This is a genomic window from Lysobacter niastensis, from assembly GCF_031457115.1.
Lineage (GTDB): Bacteria > Pseudomonadota > Gammaproteobacteria > Xanthomonadales > Xanthomonadaceae > Lysobacter_J > Lysobacter_J niastensis_A.
Window position 1 is genome coordinate 390933 of record NZ_JAVDVY010000003.1, and the last position, 18629, is coordinate 409561.

At 65.4% G+C, this 18629-nt stretch carries 13 protein-coding genes; 9 read left to right on the plus strand and 4 right to left on the minus strand.

Features of this window, described 5'->3' with window-relative positions:
• Positions 1-3 precede the first annotated feature (3 nt).
• Both J2X06_RS16505 and J2X06_RS16510 read right to left on the minus strand, forming a co-directional pair.
• Positions 4-477: a hypothetical protein gene (locus tag J2X06_RS16505; protein ID WP_310064310.1), complete on the minus strand. Its 474-nt coding sequence runs from the start codon at positions 475-477 to the stop codon at positions 4-6.
• A gap of 325 nt (positions 478-802) precedes the next feature.
• A complete protein-coding gene (locus J2X06_RS16510) occupies positions 803-1648 on the minus strand; it encodes a hypothetical protein (protein ID WP_310064311.1) in 846 nt (281 codons plus the stop codon).
• A gap of 168 nt (positions 1649-1816) precedes the next feature.
• On the opposite strand from J2X06_RS16510, the gene J2X06_RS16515 reads away from it, so the two are divergent.
• Positions 1817-2803 (plus strand): hypothetical protein, encoded by a 987-nt coding sequence (locus J2X06_RS16515; protein WP_310064313.1) that lies wholly within the window; start codon positions 1817-1819, stop codon positions 2801-2803.
• 525 nt (positions 2804-3328) lie between these two features.
• Here the strand turns inward: J2X06_RS16515 and J2X06_RS16520 are convergent.
• Positions 3329-6769: a methylmalonyl-CoA mutase family protein gene (locus J2X06_RS16520; protein ID WP_310064315.1), complete on the minus strand. Its 3441-nt coding sequence runs from the start codon at positions 6767-6769 to the stop codon at positions 3329-3331.
• A 179-nt stretch (positions 6770-6948) separates the two neighbouring features.
• Between J2X06_RS16520 and J2X06_RS16525 the strand changes: the two genes are divergently transcribed.
• From J2X06_RS16525 to J2X06_RS16535, 3 genes are all read left to right on the plus strand, one after another.
• On the plus strand, positions 6949-8229 hold the full coding sequence (locus J2X06_RS16525; protein ID WP_310064317.1) for a 2OG-Fe(II) oxygenase: 1281 nt from the start codon (positions 6949-6951) through the stop codon (positions 8227-8229).
• Between the two features lie 249 nt (positions 8230-8478).
• The gene (locus tag J2X06_RS16530; protein WP_310064319.1) at positions 8479-9582 is read left to right on the plus strand and encodes a Glu/Leu/Phe/Val dehydrogenase dimerization domain-containing protein; all 1104 of its coding nucleotides are present in this window, start codon (positions 8479-8481) and stop codon (positions 9580-9582) included.
• Positions 9583-9761: 179 nt separating this feature from the next.
• The gene (locus tag J2X06_RS16535; protein ID WP_310064320.1) at positions 9762-10919 is read left to right on the plus strand and encodes an isovaleryl-CoA dehydrogenase; all 1158 of its coding nucleotides are present in this window, start codon (positions 9762-9764) and stop codon (positions 10917-10919) included.
• Positions 10920-10994: 75 nt separating this feature from the next.
• On the opposite strand, the gene J2X06_RS16540 is transcribed toward J2X06_RS16535, so the two are convergent.
• Positions 10995-13781, minus strand: a complete 2787-nt coding sequence (locus J2X06_RS16540) for a S8 family serine peptidase (RefSeq protein WP_310064322.1) — start codon at positions 13779-13781, stop codon at positions 10995-10997.
• 98 nt (positions 13782-13879) lie between these two features.
• Between J2X06_RS16540 and J2X06_RS16545 the strand changes: the two genes are divergently transcribed.
• The 5 genes from J2X06_RS16545 to J2X06_RS16565 all read left to right on the plus strand — a co-directional run bounded on the left by J2X06_RS16545 (position 13880) and on the right by J2X06_RS16565 (position 18591).
• A complete protein-coding gene (locus J2X06_RS16545; RefSeq protein ID WP_310064324.1) occupies positions 13880-14518 on the plus strand; it encodes a GNAT family N-acetyltransferase in 639 nt (212 codons plus the stop codon).
• Between the two features lie 99 nt (positions 14519-14617).
• The gene (locus J2X06_RS16550; protein ID WP_310064326.1) at positions 14618-15793 is read left to right on the plus strand and encodes a thiolase family protein; all 1176 of its coding nucleotides are present in this window, start codon (positions 14618-14620) and stop codon (positions 15791-15793) included.
• A gap of 120 nt (positions 15794-15913) precedes the next feature.
• Positions 15914-16282 carry a hypothetical protein gene (locus J2X06_RS16555; protein ID WP_310064327.1) on the plus strand — a complete coding sequence of 123 codons (369 nt, stop codon included), beginning with the start codon at positions 15914-15916 and terminating at the stop codon, positions 16280-16282.
• A 156-nt stretch (positions 16283-16438) separates the two neighbouring features.
• Positions 16439-16813, plus strand: a complete 375-nt coding sequence (locus J2X06_RS16560) for a hypothetical protein (protein WP_310064329.1) — start codon at positions 16439-16441, stop codon at positions 16811-16813.
• 167 nt (positions 16814-16980) lie between these two features.
• A complete protein-coding gene (locus J2X06_RS16565; RefSeq protein ID WP_310064331.1) occupies positions 16981-18591 on the plus strand; it encodes a carboxyl transferase domain-containing protein in 1611 nt (536 codons plus the stop codon).
• Positions 18592-18629: the final 38 nt, after the last annotated feature.

Here is an 18629-nt window from a genome sequence, read left to right on the forward strand (position 1 = left end):
GGCTCAGGCCGGCTGGGTTTCGGCCGGGTTGCTGCGGCGCTGGCGCGACCAGCGGGCGCCGACTTCCTTGCGCAGCTCGTCCAGGCCATGCGCGGCGCCGGAGAGCTTGAGTTGGCCGTAGCCTTCCAGCGCGGTGACCATCACGTCGCTGCCCAGCGCGTTGACGGTGTCGTCCACCCGCGACAGCAGCCGCTGCAGGCGTTCCAGCACCGGGCGCAACTGGTCGATGGCGACGAGATCGGCCTGCGCACCGCCCAGGTCCAGGCTCGGCGGCACGATCTGGCGGTTCTGGTCCAGCACCCGCACCGTCTGCCGGCAGAACGCCTCCGAACGCGGCCCCATGAAGACCAGTCCCTTGCGGTCTTCCGGCTGCAGCGAGATCAGGCCCGGCAACGAGGCCTCGACCTGGTCGAGCGCCGTCAGCGCGGCGGTGACCTGGTCGTGGGTGAGAGTCAGGGAAACGAGGTTTTGCGACACAGCAATCTCCTTTGCATATCCATGTGTAAGACCGGCGACGCCGGCTCCCTGCTCCGCCGCATTCCGTGTGGCGTGTTGATCGCACGGGGCGATCGGAGCGAGGTCGAGTGTGCCAAAGGATCGAGGGGGTTGGAAAGCAGAAGACCCACCGGGTGGCGGGTCTATTTGTATCCGGGTATCGAATGGGCGATGGGCGCGGTGGGTCCGTCGCCAAAAAAGGGCTGGCTCATTTACCGCCAAGTGGGTAAGTGAACCTGACCCCATATTCGCATCCCGTCCATTAGAAGGGCGGTGGCGAGATTTCTCCCACCACCGCCATGCTGCGCTACTGGATCACCTGGACCATGCAGGAACCTTCCACGCAAACGATGGCATGCGTGGCGCCGGACCCCGGGCTCATGTTGATGATAGGAACGCCCATGTTGGTCAGGCGCGAATACATGTCCACAAAGTCGTCATACGCCCGCTCATCGCCGGCATTCGAGTTCGGGAAATAGAAGGTAATGCCGACAGCCTGTTGCTTCGTCTCGGGGATCTTGTTGCCAGAGGCGTCTCGGGAACTATCGGGAACCCTCACGTACTTTTCGATCTTTGGGTCGTACTGGTACAGCGCGCGGCTCCCGTCTTGGTAGATCACCTCCATCGTGACCAAGAGCGTCTTAGGATCAAACAAACCGGCCGAGTACGAGTTAAGCCAACCGACTACGCCATTCAGAGCAGCAGCGTCAGTCATGGACTTGATGTAAGCATCCATATCGTCGTCCATGTCGGTCCGGCTTAGCGCTTGTTGTGCGTCTGAGGGTAGATCTGGGCGATTGGGGTTGACGACAACCTGTTCGACGAGCTGACGTGCAAGGATGCCGGCCTGCTGCATGTATCCTGATACCCCGACCTCTGGTGTAACTTCCTGCGCCCATACTTCAAGGACGTCGTACTCAGGGTCGAAGTTCGGGCCTTCATTGCTCATGCGGTAGTACTTCCTCACTACGCCACCGCGAAGATCTGCGACGTAGAGCGGTCCGTAGCGGTATTGACTAAGACTACTACCCGCGAGGCTGTCCATCTGTTGTTCCGTGCATCGCTCACACTGCTTCGTTAGCGCCCAAGCTGGATTCGACAGCCCAAAAAGCCCAAGAAGCACGCATCCTGCTGTTACCAGAATCTTTGCCATTCCTAGCTCTCCATCTATAGCCTCTCCTGAGGCAAATGGAGCCTAGCCCTGCTTACAGCCGCAGCAATTTGCGCAGTTTGGCGTCGTCGAGTAACGAGGCGGCGCTGCATCAGCAGTTGAATAAGATCGAGGTCAGCCAGGCACTCGCCGCCAAAGGAGGAGTACACCATGGGAAGGCCCTCACTCTTATTGATTTTCGCGACCTGCGCTTTGCTGAGTTGCGCAAAACATGATTCTGATAATCAGCCGAAGTCCGCGCTGCCTGGCAAGCTGCGCGCAGCGGCGGATGCGGCGGCATCGACCTCACCCACAGGTTCCGCGCCGCTGCCACATAGCCTGTATCTCAAGGATGACTATCCGCAGCTCATCGCGAGGTCGCAGAACGGAGACGCGCGGGCAACTTGCCAACTCGCCACGAATCTGGATTTCTGTGCAGGGGCGGAGGAGGACGCCAAGCGCCTCGGCGAGGCACGCGAGCGCATCGAGCAGATCAATACCAGTAACCCGTCGAAACAGGGCACGCTTGCAACATTCACGGAGTTGGCGCGGCTTCGTGGCGAGTACTGTGTTGGCGTGCCAACGGCTTCGCCATCCGAACGCGTCCGCTATTGGAGGCGTGCTGCGATGGCAGGGCATCTCCCCTCGCTCCTTCACTATGCATCGGGCCGTGCGTTTCGCTCAAACGAAACTCTTGCACTGCTCGATGAACTAAAGGCCTTCCGGTCGGAGGCCTTGCCAATGATGAAGGAGGCCGCAACTAGTGGAAGCTTCCAGGCCAATGTCATGCTTGCTCGTGTGTACTCCCCCGAGCGCCCACCGAACCGCGCAGCGCTCTTGGAACAAGCTGTTGGGAAGAAGGACAAGGCAAAGGCGCTCGCCTACTTCATGGTCGCCGAGCAGATTGCCCGCCAAGGCGGCGGGGGTAACGATCCTGACGCAAGGTTGGTTCCACACGAAATCGAGGTCCTCCAACGTTTCATGACCGAAGACGAGATCGTTGCTTCCAACCAGGTGTTCCGAGAACTGATGGCCCGCCAAACTGCCCTCGGCGCGACGGACCCCGGCGCCGAGTCTCGGACAATTCAGGAAGGGTATCTCGCGGTACCGGAAACGACTTCTTGCGAGAAGGGAACGCTTCTTGGGCGATCTCGCTAAGGATGACGTGGCTTTCGCCTTCGGGAGGCTCGAAGATCACGCCTCACCGAGCACGTAGGGCGCATTAGCCGAAGGCGTAATTCGCCGAATGTTGTCGAGTCCGGAACTGCGGCACCTTATGGGAAGGCCGATTCAAAGCGCGTCCGGTCGCTCTTCAAACTATCGCGACCAGCAGAGGCTATGGGTCACGTTCGAGCAGGGTTGGCCGTGAAATAGGTCACCCATACACGTCCATAGTTGGGCGTGCCCCAACTTGCACCCCAAGCACTTTCAAGCATGACCTTCTTGTGCAGATCGGACGACTGGATCCTTCGCTCTCGCCAAAACCCCTTTTGAGAGCAATGCCGAAGATCGGCCGCAATCAGATTGTCTCAGTTCGCCTTGCCAATGGAACAGTCACTACAGGGAAGTATAAGAAGTTTGAGGACCGCCTCCATTCTGGAGAAGCGGAGTTGATCCTTTGAGGCAAGCCCGTGCCATTAAGACTAAAGCCCCGAACTAACGGGGCTTTTTTCTAGTTGTTTTCTACATGTTGCGGCGATACTCGCCACCCACGTCGTAAAGCGCATGACTAATCTGCCCCAGGCTATGCGTCTTCACCGCCTCCATCAAACTGGCGAACACGTTGCGGCGCTCGCGGGCCGTGGCCTGTAGCGACTTCAGGCCTTCGGCGGCGTAGCCGTTGCGGTTGCCCTGGTAGCCGGCGACGTTGTCGATCTGCTGGCCCTTCTCCCCTTCGGTCGAACGGATCAGCTCGATCTCGGTGACGATGTCGCCGCCGTGGTCCTTGGGCAGGAAGGTATTGACGCCGATCAGGGGCAGGCTTCCGTCGTGCTTCTTGTGCTCGTAGTACAGGGACTCTTCCTGGATCTTGCCGCGCTGGTACATGGTGTCCATGGCGCCGAGCACGCCGCCGCGCTCGCTGATGGCTTCGAACTCCTTGTAGACGGCTTCTTCGACGATGTCGGTGAGCTTGTCGACGATGAAGCTGCCCTGCCAGGGGTTCTCGTTGAAGTTGAGGCCCAGTTCCTTGTTGATGATCATCTGGATCGCCACGGCGCGGCGCACGCTTTCTTCGGTCGGCGTGGTGATGGCTTCGTCGTAGGCGTTGGTGTGCAGGCTGTTGCAGTTGTCGAACAGCGCGTACAGGGCCTGCAGCGTGGTGCGGATGTCGTTGAACTGGATCTCCTGCGCGTGCAGGGAGCGGCCGCTGGTCTGGATGTGGTACTTCATCATCTGGCTGCGCGCGGACGCGCCGTAGCGCTCGCGCATCGCGCGGGCCCAGATGCGGCGGGCGACGCGGCCGATGACGGTGTACTCCGGGTCCATGCCGTTGCTGAAGAAGAACGACAGGTTGGGCGCGAAGTCGTCGATCTTCATGCCACGCGCGAGGTAGTACTCGACGATGGTGAAACCGTTGCTCAGGGTGAAGGCGAGCTGGCTGATCGGGTTCGCGCCGGCTTCGGCGATGTGGTAGCCGGAGATCGACACCGAATAGAAGTTGCGGACGTTGCGGTCGACGAAGTACTGCTGGATGTCGCCCATCATGCGCAGGGCGAACTCGGTGCTGAAGATGCAGGTGTTCTGGGCCTGGTCCTCTTTCAGGATGTCGGCCTGCACGGTGCCGCGCACGGTGGCGAGCGTGTGCGTCTTGATCTTCTCGTAGGTCTCGGCGTCGACGACCTGGTCGCCGGTCACGCCCAGCAGGCCCAGGCCGAGGCCGTCGTTGGTCTCGGGCAGCATGCCGCTGTATTCGGGGCGCTTGCGGCCCTCGAACATCTTTTCGATCTTGTCGTGCGCTTCGTCCCAGCGGTGCTGGTCGGCGCGCAGGTACTTCTCGACCTGCTGGTCGATGGCGGTGTTCATGAACATCGCCAGGATGATCGGCGCCGGGCCGTTGATGGTCATCGACACCGAAGTGCTCGGCGCGCACAGGTCGAAGCCGGAGTACAGCTTCTTCATGTCGTCGAGCGTGGCGATGTTGACGCCTGAGTTTCCGATCTTGCCGTAGATGTCCGGGCGCACGGCCGGGTCTTCGCCGTACAGCGTGACGCTGTCGAAGGCGGTGGACAGGCGCGCGGCCGGCTGGCCGACCGACAGGTAGTGGAAGCGGCGGTTGGTGCGCTCGGGCGTGCCTTCGCCGGCGAACATGCGGATCGGGTCCTCGCCGGTGCGGCGGTACGGGTAGACACCGCCGGTGTACGGGTAGTAGCCCGGGAGGTTTTCCTTCTGCAGGAAGGTCAGCAGCTCGCCCCAGCTCTTGTAGGTCGGCGCGGCGATCTTCGGGATCTTCTGGTGGCTCAGCGACTCGCGGTAGTTCTCGACGCGGATGGTCTTGTCGCGGACCTGATATTCGTTGACCTCGTCGGTGATCGACTTCAGACGGGCCGGCCAGTCGCGCAGGAGCTTGAGGGCTTCGGAGGTGAGCGAATGGATCGCGTCGTTGTAGCGCTGGCGCAGGGTCTTGAGCGTGCGGTCATCGCCTTCGGTCAGCGCTTCGGCGGCGAACAGGTCGAGCGCCCTGGGCAGCTTGTCGTCGCCCAGGTCGTGCAGGGACTGCCAGTAGCTCTGCGCGCGGTCGGCGACCTCGGCCTGCGTCTCGATCCTGGCATTGATGCCTCGGCCCTGCTCGGCGATCTCGGCGAGGTAACGCACGCGGGCGCCGGGGATCAGCACCGTGGCGCGCGGCTCCTTCAGCGAGGTGTCGAGGTCCGGCGTCCACTTCTGCTCCGGCAGCGAGAGCTTCTCGCGCAGCAGGCGGCACAGGTTGGCGAACATCCAGCTGATGCCGGGGTCGTTGAACTGGCTGGCGATGGTCGGATAGACCGGCACGTCCTCGTCCTTGGTCTGGAACGCGACGCGGTTGCGCTTCCACTGCTTGCGCACGTCGCGCAGCGCGTCTTCGGCGCCGCGCTTGTCGAACTTGTTGAGCACTACGAGCTCAGCAAAATCCAACATGTCGATCTTTTCCAGCTGGCTCGGCGCGCCGAAGTCGCTGGTCATGACATACATCGGGAAGTCGACCAGGTCGACAATCTCCGAGTCGCTCTGGCCGATGCCGGCGGTCTCGACGATGACCAGGTCGTAGCCCAGCGACTTGAGGAAACCGATGCAGTCCTTCAGCACGACGTTCGTGGCCATGTGCTGGCGGCGCGTGGCCATCGAGCGCATGAACACGCGCTTGGAGCGCAGGGTGTTCATGCGGATGCGGTCGCCCAGCAGCGCGCCGCCGGTGCGGCGACGGGTCGGGTCGACGGAGATCACGGCGATGCGCATCTCCGGGAAGCTGGCGATGAAGCGGTTGAGCAGTTCGTCGGTCACCGACGACTTGCCGGCGCCGCCGGTGCCGGTGATGCCGATGACCGGGGTCTTGCCGCCGGCCAGCTGCCACTCTTTGCGCAGATGGGCGAGTTCGGACTCTTCCAGCGCGCTCTCTTCGATGGCGCTGAGCATGCGGCCGATCTCGATCTCGTTGCCGAGGTCGACCTGGTGCGGCTTGTCGACCGGCAGGCGCGCGGACTCGGCGCGGCGCACCACGTCCTCGATCATCGCCACCAGGCCCATGTGCATGCCGTCGTTGGGGTGGTAGATGCGCTCCACGCCGTAGGCCTGCAACTCGCGGATTTCCTCGGGCGTGATGGTGCCGCCACCGCCGCCGAACACGCGGATGTGGGAGGCGCCGCGCTCTTTCAGCATGTCGACCATGTACTTGAAGTACTCGACATGGCCGCCCTGGTAGGACGACAGCGCGATGGCGTCGGCGTCTTCCTGCAATGCGGCGCGGACCACGTCCTCGACCGAGCGGTTATGGCCGAGGTGGATGACCTCGGCGCCCTGCCCCTGGATCAGCCGGCGCATGATGTTGATGGCCGCATCGTGGCCGTCGAACAGGCTGGCGGCGGTGACGAAGCGCAGCGGGGAGGTCTCGACAGCGGCTTCGGGGAGGGAGGTGGCAGGAGTGCTCATGACGCGCTCAATACGAAAACAATCGAATGCGGATTGTAACGCCGTGGGGCCGCCTCATCTCCTCGCTTCCCTTTCGGGCGCCAGTAGGACACACCGTACGCGCCAGCATCGATTCGCGGCGCTGGCAACGCCCGGGGTGGACTGTGAACGCCGCGCCGGCTCGGTTAGGCTCCCGTGACATGGCCCCGATCGTTGAAGACACCACCCTGACCCGCCTGCGCCTGGAAGCCGATCGCGGCACGCCGCAGGCCCTGTACCAATTGGCCACCGCGCTGGTCACGCGCCAGGAAGTGGCCGAGGCGTTCGATCTGCACCGTCGCGCGGCGCAGGCCGGGCATGCCAACGCACAGATCGAGACGGCGCGGATGCTGATGTTCGGCATCGGCACCGAGGTCGACGTACCACGCGCGGCCGAGTGGCTGGTGCGCGCCGAGGCGGCAGGCAGCCCGATCGCGGGGTATTTCCTGGCACTGATGGCGGTCGGCAATGCCTCGTTCCCGCGCGAGGGCCGTACCAACGAGCGCCTGCTTGCCGCGGTGAACGCCAACTATCCGCCCGCGCTTCGCGCCGCGGCCATCCACTTCGGCCGCAAGCCGGGCGAACACAACCAGACCCTGTGCCTGCAACTGCTGGAGCGCGCCACCCATGCCGGCGATGTCGTTGCCGCGCAATTGCTTGCCGAGCGCCTGATGCGTGGCGAAGGCTGCATCGCACAACCCGAGGCCGCCGAAGAACTCTGGGCGCAACTGGCGCCGCTGGGCGTCGCCCGCCTGCCGGAGATCACGGTGCCGATGGCTCCGGCCCAAGCCGAATCCGGGCCATCGAACACGCTGGCGCTGGAAGAAGTGCTGCAGCCGGTGACGGTGCAGCTGCTGTCTGCCGGGCCGCGCATCGCGCAGGTGGACGGCCTGCTTTCCGCGGACGAATGCCGCTTGCTGGTCGCGACCTCGGGCCCACGCCTGGTGCGCTCGCGCACGGTCGATCCGGAGACCGGCTTGCCGCTTTCGCTGGAAATCCGCACCAGCAGCGATGCCTCCTTCGACCCGATCGTCGAGGACCTGGCGCTGCGGCTGGTGCAGTTGCGCATGTGCACGGCGGCGCGTGTCGGCCTCCTGCAGGCCGAGCACCTGACCGTGCTGCGCTACGAGCCCGGCCAGGAATACCGCCCGCATCGCGACTACCGTCCGCCCAGCTCGATCGAGCACGACCGTCCCGAAGCGGGGAACCGCCTGCGCACGATCTGCGTGTACCTCAATCACGTCGAGGCCGGCGGCGAAACGGAATTCCCGATCGCCGGGGCGCAGATCTCGCCGCAGCCGGGACGCGCGGTGATCTTCGACAACCTGTTCCCGGACGGGCGCCCGGACCCGGATTCCCTGCACGCCGGCCTGCCCGTGCTGCACGGCGAGAAATGGCTGGCCACCCTGTGGCTGCGCGAGCGACGCTACCGCTACTACTGACGCCCCGCGGCCGATCCTGCCTGCCTCCTTTGGCAACGCCAGCCCAACGCCAAGGGGCTGAACAGGCCCGGCCGCCAGAAACGGCCAGACGCATACTTAGCCGTATCCCCTGTTTGCTTTAGACTGTCGCCCCTGCGGCGGCCGGGTATTACCCGCTGCATAGGCGAATCCTCAAAGATTCAACGACTTACTAGACAAAGCGGGCGTCGGGCGCTGAAGCGCAACACCGACGTCCAGGCGGAGCATCCGATGATTTTCGAAACCCTCGACACCTTCGGTCACGAGCAGGTGGTCTTTTGCCACAACAAGGACGCGGGCCTGAAGGCCATCATCGCGATCCACAACACCGTGCTCGGTCCGGCGCTTGGCGGCACCCGCATGTGGCCGTACAAGACCGAGCAGGATGCTCTCAATGACGTGCTGCGCCTGTCGCGCGGCATGACCTACAAGAACGCGGTCGCCGGCCTCAACATCGGTGGCGGCAAGGCCGTGATCATCGGCGATCCGGCCGTCGACAAGTCCGAGGCGCTGTTCCGCGCGTTCGGCCAGTTCGTCGAGGCGCTGGGCGGCCGCTACATCACCGCCGAGGACGTCGGCATCGACGTCAACGACATGGAATACGTCTACCGCGAGACCGAGTACGTCACCGGCGTGCACCAGGTCCACGGCGGTTCGGGCGACCCGTCGCCGTTCACCGCCTACGGCACGCTGCAGGGCCTGATGGCCACGCTCAACAAGCGTTTCGGCGACGAGGAAGTCGGCAAGTATTCCTACGCCGTGCAGGGCCTGGGCCATGTCGGCATGGAGTTCGTGAAGCTGCTCAAGGAGCGCGGCGCGAAGATGTTCGTCACCGACATCAACAAGGGCCTGGTCGACAAGGCCGTGTCCGAGTACGGCGCCGAAGCCGTGGGCCTGGACGAGATCTACGACGTCCCCGCCGACGTGTACTCGCCGTGCGCGCTGGGCGGCACCGTCAACGAGCAGACCCTGCCCCGCCTGAAGGCCAAGGTCATCTGCGGCGCGGCCAACAACCAGCTGGCCAACAACGCCATCGGCGACGAAGTGCAGAAGCGCGGCATCCTTTACGCACCGGACTACGCGGTCAACGCCGGCGGCGTGATGAACGTGGCGCTGGAGCTGGACGGCTACAACCGCGAGCGCGCCATGCGCATGATGCGCACGATCTACCACAACCTCGGCCGCATTTTCGAGATCGCCGAGCGTGACGCGATCCCGACCTACCGCGCCGCCGACCGCCTGGCCGAGGAGCGCATCAGCGCGATCGGCAAGCTGAAGCTGCCGCTGGGTCGCGCCGCTCCGCGCTTCCAGGGCCGCATCCGCGGCGGCCACTGAGCCGCTTGCGATTCGCGCCAGCATTGAAAAAACGCCCGGCTCGCCCGGGCGTTTTTTTGCACTGCACACGGGCCGCACAGGCGTAACCGATAGAATCCGTACATCGGCGATCACGTAGGCCATCACGCCTGCGACTTCGCCGCTTTCCCGAACCGCTTCAGTCCCACAAAGGCAGCCCCATGCGTCCGTTCCCCCTCGGTGAAGAAATCGACGCCCTGCGCGACGCCGTGCGCCGATTCGCCGACGCCGAAATCGCGCCGCGCGCCGCGCAGATCGACCACGACAACTGGTTCCCGCAGGACCTGTGGCCGAAGCTGGGCGAGATGGGCCTGCTGGGCATGACCGTGCCGGGCGAATACGGCGGCAGCGACCTGGGCTACCTGGCCCACCTGGTGGCGATGGAGGAGATCTCCCGCGCTTCGGGTTCGGTCGGCCTGAGCTACGGCGCGCATTCGAACCTGTGCGTGTCCAACCTCTACGCCAATGGCAACGAGGCGCAGCGCAGCCAATACCTGCCCAAGCTGTGCAGCGGCGAGTGGAAGGGTGCGCTGGCGATGAGCGAACCGGGCGCGGGCAGCGACGTGGTGGGCTCGATGAGCTGCCGCGCCGAACTTCGCGACGGCGTGTGGGTCGCCAACGGCAGCAAGATGTGGATCACCAACGGCCCCGAGGCCGACGTGCTCATCGTCTACATGCGCACGGCCGGCAAGGAATCGGGCAGCAAGTGCATGACCGCCTTCATCGTCGAGAAGGGGATGAAGGGTTTCTCGACCGCGCAGAAGCTCGACAAGTTCGGCATGCGCGGCTCCAACACCTGCGAACTGGTGTTCGAGAACTGCGAGATCCCGGCGCAGAACGTGCTCGGCCAGGTCAACCACGGCGTCAAGGTGCTGATGAGCGGCCTCAACACCGAGCGCCTGGTGCTCACCGGCGGGCCGCTGGGCCTGATGCAGGCCGCGCTCGACATCGCCCTGCCCTATGTGCGCGAGCGCAAGCAGTTCGACCGGGCCATCGGCACCTTCGGGCTGATGCAGGGCAAGATCGCCGACATGTACACCGCGCTGCAGTCCAGCCGCGCATTCGCCTACCAGGTCGGACGCGACTTCGACGCCGGCCACAAGTCGCGCATCGACGCGGCGGCGTGCCTGCTGCATGCCTCCGACGCCGCCGTGCAGGTCGCGCTGGAAGGCATCCAGGCGCTGGGCGGCAATGGCTACATCAACGAGTTCCCGACCGGCCGCATCCTGCGCGATGCCAAGCTCTACGCGATCGGTGCAGGCACCAATGAAATCCGGCGGATGCTGATCGGACGGGAATTGTTCGACGGCAGGAGCTGAGCTGGCGCAGTGCTTCCCGATGCCGGCCACTGCGCCGGCATCAGGCCCTGAGGGAGCCGTGGCTTCCTGCCCGCGTTAGAACCCCACCGACCAAGTCGCCGTTGCGCTCGAGTACGCCTGGCCGCTGTCGTGGCGACTGTCCAGGTCGAACCGCAAGCTGCTGGCGCGACCGAAGCGCGCCTCCAGCCCCAGGCCGAACACGCCGACATTCGTGTCGAGCGTGTCGCCCAGTATTGGCGACCACACATCCAGCGCGGTGAAACGCGCATCGATATCGCCGCCCGACTGCGACAGCAGGTGCTGCCATTCGGCGCGTCCCTGCAGCGTCCATAGCCAGCGCCCCGCGCGCCAGTCGTGGGTGAGACGCGCGCCCAGCAGCGCCTGGGTCGCACTCATCGACGAATCGGCGGCGCTCAGACCGAAGCCGACCGCGCCGTCCTCGCGGAAACCGTCGCGATCCAGTTGCAGTTGCTGCACGCCGGCATACGGCGTCACGCGCGCCCCGCCGAAACGAAGCGGCAGACCGGCCTGCAAGCCGAACGTGGCATAGCGCTGCGAATAGTCGGCGCTGACGCGGAAATCCTGCGCACCGAGCAGGATCTCGCGCTGCGTCCAGCGCTGTATGCGACCCAGCGCCAGACTGCCCAACAGATAGCCACGTCCGAGGTCGTAGGCGGCATAGAGCTGCCCTTCGACCTGGCGATTGCGCTCGCGGTCGAAGCGCTCGTCGTGCCAGGCGTAGCCCTGCGTTTCGGACACCGCAGCGCCGAAGGTCAGGCGGTCGTTGTAACGGAGGTCGTGTCCGAGCATCCAGCCGTCGGCGTCGACATCGAAATGCCCCATCGCCCGTTGCGCCTCGAGGTCGTCGGCCCATGAGCCGCTCGCGGGCGTGGCAAGCAGCGTGTCCACGCGCGATTCCAGCGCGCGCCGGTTGCCTTCGATGGTCATCATCGCGAACGCGCTGTCGGTGGCATGCAACTCGCCGGACAGGCTGGCCAGCGTCTTTTCGGCGGCAGCCGCGGTAGGTGCCTGCTGGATCGCGCCCGCGCCGGTGCGGAAGTCCTCGTCCACGGGCGGCGCGGTGCCGGTGCTGTTGTCGATCTGATCGAAGGCGCCCTCGACCCGTTGTGCGCTCGATATCGACATGGCTGACAGGGCCATGCTCTGCGCCGCCGCAGTGACGTCCAGGCGCGAGATGTTCAACCAGACGACCAGCGGGTCGTAGTTCAACGTGGCCGTGAGGAACACCCCCGGCTCGGTCGTCAGACCGTCGAAACGACCCGACATGCCGGCCATGGCGAACAGCACGTTCTCGCGCGTCTGCCAGACATAGCCCGGCTTCACGCCCATCACGTGCACGTCGCCGCCGTCGATGCGTACCGCGCCAAGGATGCGCACGGGACTGCCGACGGTGTAGGCGAACTTGGCGCCGGCCGTCTGGTGGTAAGCGCCCTGCAACTCGACCGCGTCGCCCGTGGCGACGAATCGACCCTGGTTCTCGATGCCCTGTGCCTGCGCCCCCAGTTGCAACGTGCCCTGCGGACCGATCGTGACCTGGCCACCCAACTGGTTCGCGCGTACGACACCACCGTTGATGCGGGTCGATCCGTGGAATGCAGGCCGTTGCAGCACCAGCGTTCCCGTGCCTCCTTTGACCAGCGCCCCGGGACCTTGCAGGTCATTGCCGAACGTCACCGTGCCGGCATCGAAGTTGACCGCGAAGTCGCCGAAGTCCAATCGCTGCGGACCACGAACGGCCGCGCCGACATTCAGCGCACCATTGCCGAATACCGGGTCAATGCCCGAAGCGCCCAGATCCGTGGCGGTACCAAGCAACGTCTGCCGTACGCTGTCGTTGCTGAAGAACGGAAACGCCTGCCACACCAGCGCCGCCGCGCCCGCGACCTGCGGTGCGGCCAGCGAGGTGCCGCGCCATTGCCAATAAGTCGGACTGGTCGGGCTGTCGTTGGTGCCGGTGACGACGACCGTGCCGGGCGCTGCCAGGCAGTAGCGCATCGCCACGCCGCAGGCGTTGGAATAGCTGGCCAGTTGGGTCGAGTCCAATGCCGCCACCGCCAGCCAGCCACGCTGCAGGTCCGCCGCCGGAAGGCTGCCGGCGACACCGGGCTGGCTCGGCAGCGCCGCGAGACTGGAAGGATTGGCCCGCGATTCGTTGCCGTTGGCGAATACCACCAGCCCACCATTGCTCTGGATGAAAGGACGGTATTCGTCCGCGATCGCCGCCGTCGCCGCCGGATCGGTCCAGTACACACCGCCCCAGGAGTTGTTCATGATGCGCGCGCCGCGGTTGATCAGGTCCTGGTGGATCGCCTTCAACCCGAGTGGGCCATCGACTGCATTGCCTTGGCCGGATCCGTCGTCCGTGGGTTCCTTGTCGGAAATGATGCGCGCGGAAATGATCTGCGCTCCCGGCGCGATGCCACCTGGCCACTGGCCGAACGGCGTGCCGGCCATGATCTGCGACACCGCCGTGCCATGTCCGACGACGTCGTCGACGGCCAGGTTGTTGGGCGGAGAACTGACGTAGTTGAGATTGGCCACCACGCGCGGCGCCAGGGCCGGGTGGTTGCGCATCACGCCGCTGTCGAGCACGCCGATGCGAACGCCCTGGCCAGTGAATCCGGCCTGGTGCGCCGCAGTGGTATTGGTGAGGGCCAGATGCTGGCTGTAGGCGGGATTGGGCGCGGACACCACGGGGGCTGGCGGCGGTGGCGGCGCTGCTGCAGGCGGCGGATCGGGACGGACGTTGCCACCTCCCCCGCCACCTCCACCACCACAGCCGGCCACGACGACTACCGCGCCCAACAGCACGCAGCGCACGGCAACGACAAATCCTTTCATCCGGTAGCGCATATCGTCCTCGTTCGATGACGCCCTCGCCCCACGCGACCCCAGCGCATCCTGCGCTGCCGTTTTAATCCAATGCGGCGCGCTCCACAATGAAACTGTCCCAACAGGATGAACGCTTCAGGGCCGAATACATGGCCGCACGCAAACCAGACGTGATGATCACCACACGCTCACTCGGCCGTAACGACTGGGCGCGCATCGAGACGCTGTTCGGCAAAAATGGGGCGTGCGGCGGTTGCTGGTGCATGTGGTGGCGCGTGCCGATGGGCGGCAAGACCTGGGAGGCCGCCAAGGGATCCCCGAACCGCAAAGCTTTCCGCACGCTGGTCGAAAACGGCGGCGCCCACGGCGTGCTTGCCTTCATCGAAGACGAGCCGGTGGGCTGGTGCTCGGTGGCGCCACGCGCCGACTTTCCACGTCTGGATCGCAGCAAGACGCTGGTTCGTGCCTGGCAGCCGACGACCTGGTCCTTGAACTGCCTCTATGTTCCGTCGCGCTGGCGAGGATTCGGCGTCGCGCGCGCACTGATCGCCGGCGCCATCGAGCTGGCCCGGCAAGGTGGGGCCAGCGAGATCGAAGCCTATCCGCAGGCGGTGGCGCGTGGAGCGCGTCAGGCCGGGGCGTTCGTCTGGACCGGCGTGCCGGTTCTGTTTACGCCGTTCGGTTTCCGGGCGGTTCACCGCCATGAACGTGGGCGTGGTCTGTACCTGTTGAAATTGGCCGGCTGAGGCTGGACTGAGGCGATTTGCCGCACTGCAGCACGACGCCGCATAATTCACTGGTTCCGGCCGCAGTCCGCGCCGGCCCGTGTCCTTCCGGAGTCTCCCATGAGTGACGTCGTCATCGTCGGTGCCAAGCGCACCGCCATCGGTTCCTTCCTCGGCCAGTTCACCGGCGTCCCGACCCCGGCGCTCGGTACCGCCGTGATCGGCGGCGCGCTGTCGCACGCGGGCGTCGCACCCGACCAGGTCGACGAGGTCATCATGGGCTGCGTGCTGCCGGCCGGACTGGGCCAGGCACCGGCCCGCCAGGCGGCGTTGGGCGCCGGCCTGCCGGCTTCGGCCGCCTGCACGACCATCAACAAGGTCTGCGGCTCGGGCATGAAGGCGATCATGCTGGGCCACGACCTGATCAAGGCCGGCTCGGCCAACGTCATCGTCGCCGGTGGCATGGAATCGATGACCAATGCCCCGCACCTGCTCAACGGCTCGCGCACCGGCGTGCGTTACGGCAATGGCGAGCTCCTCGATCACCTGGCCTGGGACGGCCTGACCAATCCTTACGACGGCAAGGCGATGGGCGTGTTCGGCGATGCCACCTGCTCGACCTATGGCTTCGATCGCGACGCGCTGGATGCCTTCTCGGCCGAGAGCGCGCGGCGCGCGCAGGCGGCCGTGTCCGGCGGTGCTTTCAAGGACGAAATCGTTCCGGTCACGGTCAAGGGCCGCAAGGGCGATGTCGTCGTCGATACCGACGAAGAGCCGGGCAAGATCGACCTGGGCAAGATTCCGACGCTGCGTGCGGCGTTCGGCAAGGAAGGCGTGCTCACTGCTGCCTCCTCTTCGAAGATCTCCGATGGCGCCGCCGCGACGGTACTGATGAGCGCCGATGAAGCCGGCAAGCGTGGACTGAAGCCGCTGGCACGAATCGTGGCCCATGCAGGCCACGCGCAGGCACCGGAATGGTTCACCACCGCACCCGTGAAAGCGATTTCAAATGTCCTGGACAAAGCCGGATGGAAGGTCGAGGACGTGGATCTTTTCGAAGTCAACGAGGCATTCGCCTGCGTCGCGATGGCGCCGATGAAAGACCTGGGCATCCCCCACGAGAAGCTCAACGTCAACGGCGGCGCCGTTGCTCTGGGCCACCCGATCGGGGCCAGCGGCGCTCGCCTGGTCGTCACTCTGCTGAACGCTCTCAAGGCCCGCGGAGGCAAGCGCGGCGTGGCTTCGCTGTGCATCGGTGGTGGCGAAGCCACCGCCATTGCCATTGAGCTGCTGTAAAGCATCCAGAACGCCATCTGTAAAAAAAAACGGCCAGCCGCTTGACACGCGTCACGGGCTTGTCATCATGTTATAGGCGCGCAGTTGCGCGTTGCCTAACTAACGACGAGGAAACGAACCATGACTTTCAACAAGGCGCTGATCGCCCTGGCTATGGGCCTGGCCCTGGCCGCTTGCTCGAACAAGGAGCAGGCTGAGAACGCTGCTGCCGACGCTGCTGCCGCTTCGACCGAAGCTCAGGCCGCTGCCGACACCGCCGCCGCCACCGGCGACGCCGCCGCTGCCGACGCTGCTCAGGCTGCTGCTGACACCGCCGCTTCGGCTGCTGACGCCGCTGCCACCTCGGCCGACGCCGCTGCCACCGCCGCTGCTCCGGCCGCTGCTGCCGACGCTGCTGACGCCGCCAGCCAGGCTGCTGACGCCGCCGGCCAGGCTGCTGACGCCGCCGGCCAGGCGACCGAAGCTGCTAAGGAAGAAGTGAAGAAGTAATCGCAGTCCATTGCGATGCACTGAAAAAGCCGTCGGTTCGCCGACGGCTTTTTCTTTTGGAAATGAGAGATAGAATCGGCCCGCGCCGGATCGCTGCGACCCTGGCGTTGCCTGATGTACTTTCAGCTTCTTCAGACTATCCCTTCGGAGACCGTCATGAATACCAAGCTCTATGTCGTCCTGGCCGCCGCTGTCCTGGCTCTATCGGCCTGCTCCAAGCACGAAGCCAACGAAGCCGCCGACCAGGCCGCCGCCTCCGCCGACCAGGCCGCCACGGCTGCCGGTGACGCCGCCAACGCTGCGGGCGATGCTGCCGCCGCCGCGACCGACGCCGCTGCCGCCGCCACCAACCAGGCTACCGACCAGGCCGCCGCGGCTGCCAGCGATGCCGCTGCCGCCACCCAGGCCGCCGCCAACGAGGCCGCTGCCGGTGCCGCCCAGGCCACCGCCGACGCCGCCGCGAAGACAGCCGAGGCTGCGCAGGACGTGGCCGACAAGGCCGAAACCAAGGCTGAAGAAGTCAAGAAGTAATCCGCTTCTGCTCCGCGATATTCGAAAGGCCCGCGCAAGCGGGCCTTTCTTTTTGCATCGCAGGCATCGCTCATCGCCGCATCCCTGTTGTCGGTCCCCGGCTGTCCGATTGGCCGGCTGCATCGCTTTGTGGTTTGATGCCGCGTCTTTCCGCACGCCTCGCCTCGATGCCCGCCATCACGTCCCAGCTCGATCCCCGCTCCCAGGATTTCCAGGACAACGTCGCCTTCCATCGCGCGCTGGTCGAGGAGCTGGACGCACGGTTGGCGCGGGCCGCGCACGGCGGCGGCGACAAGGCGCGGACCAAGCACACCAAGCGCGGCAAGTTGCTCGCACGCGACCGCATCACCGCCCTGCTCGATCCGGGCTCGCCATTCCTTGAAATCGCGCCGCTCGCCGCCGAGGGCATGTACGACGATGCCGCGCCCGCGGCCGGCATGGTCTGCGGCATCGGCCGCGTCATGGACCAGGAGGTCGTGATCGTGGCCAACGATGCCACGGTCAAGGGCGGCACCTACTTTCCCATCACGGTGAAGAAGCACCTGCGCGCGCAGGAGATCGCACGCGAGAACCGCCTGCCGTGCGTCTACCTGGTCGACTCCGGCGGCGCGTTCCTGCCGTTGCAGGACGAGGTCTTCCCGGACCGGGAACATTTCGGCCGCATCTTCTACAACCAGGCGCGGCTGAGCGCGGAGAACATCCCGCAGATCGCCGTCGTCATGGGCTCCTGCACCGCAGGCGGCGCCTATGTGCCGGCGATGTGCGACGAATCGATCATCGTCAAGGAACAGGGCACGATCTTCCTGGGCGGTCCGCCGCTGGTGAAGGCCGCCACCGGCGAGGTCGTGGACGCCGAAACGCTCGGCGGCGCCGACGTGCATACATCGGTATCGGGCGTGGCCGACCATTTCGCGCAGGACGACCGGCACGCGCTGCAAATCGCACGCGACATCGTCGGCCATCTCAACCGCGACAAGCGCCTGCCGGTCGCCGTGCAGCCCGCGCGCGAGCCGCTGTATGCGGCGCAGGAGCTCTACGGCATCGTGCCGAAGGACACCCGCCGCCCATTCGATATCCGCGAGGTCATCGCTCGCGTCGTCGATGGCAGCGACTTCCAGGAGTTCAAGGCTCGCTACGGCAAGACGCTGGTCACCGGTTTCGCGCACATCCACGGCTACCCGGTCGGCATCGTCGCCAACAACGGCATCCTGTTCTCCGAATCGGCGCTCAAGGGCGCGCACTTCATCGAACTGTGCAACCAGCGCGGCATCCCGCTGGTGTTCCTGCAGAACATCACCGGCTTCATGGTCGGTCGCAAGTACGAGAACGCCGGCATCGCCAAGGACGGGGCGAAGATGGTGACGGCGGTAGCGTGCTCGCACGTGCCCAAGTTCACCGTCGTCATCGGCGGCAGCTTCGGCGCCGGCAACTACGCGATGTGCGGCCGTGCCTACGGCGCCCGCTTCCTGTGGATGTGGCCCAACGCGCGCATCTCGGTGATGGGCGGCGAACAGGCCGCCAGCGTGCTGGCCACGGTCAAGCGCGATGGCATCGAGGCCGCGGGCAAGACCTGGTCGGCGGAAGAGGAAGAAGCGTTCAAGGCGCCGATCCGCGAACAGTACGAATCGCAGGGCAACCCCTACTACGCCACCGCGCGGCTGTGGGACGACGGCATCATCGACCCGGCCGATACACGTCGCGTGTTGGGCCTGGCGCTGTCGGCCAGCCTCAATGCGCCCATCGAGGATCGCACGCGCTTCGGCGTGTTCCGCATGTAATCCCACCGCGCAAGCGTGCGCGGGTTCGCAGATCGCAT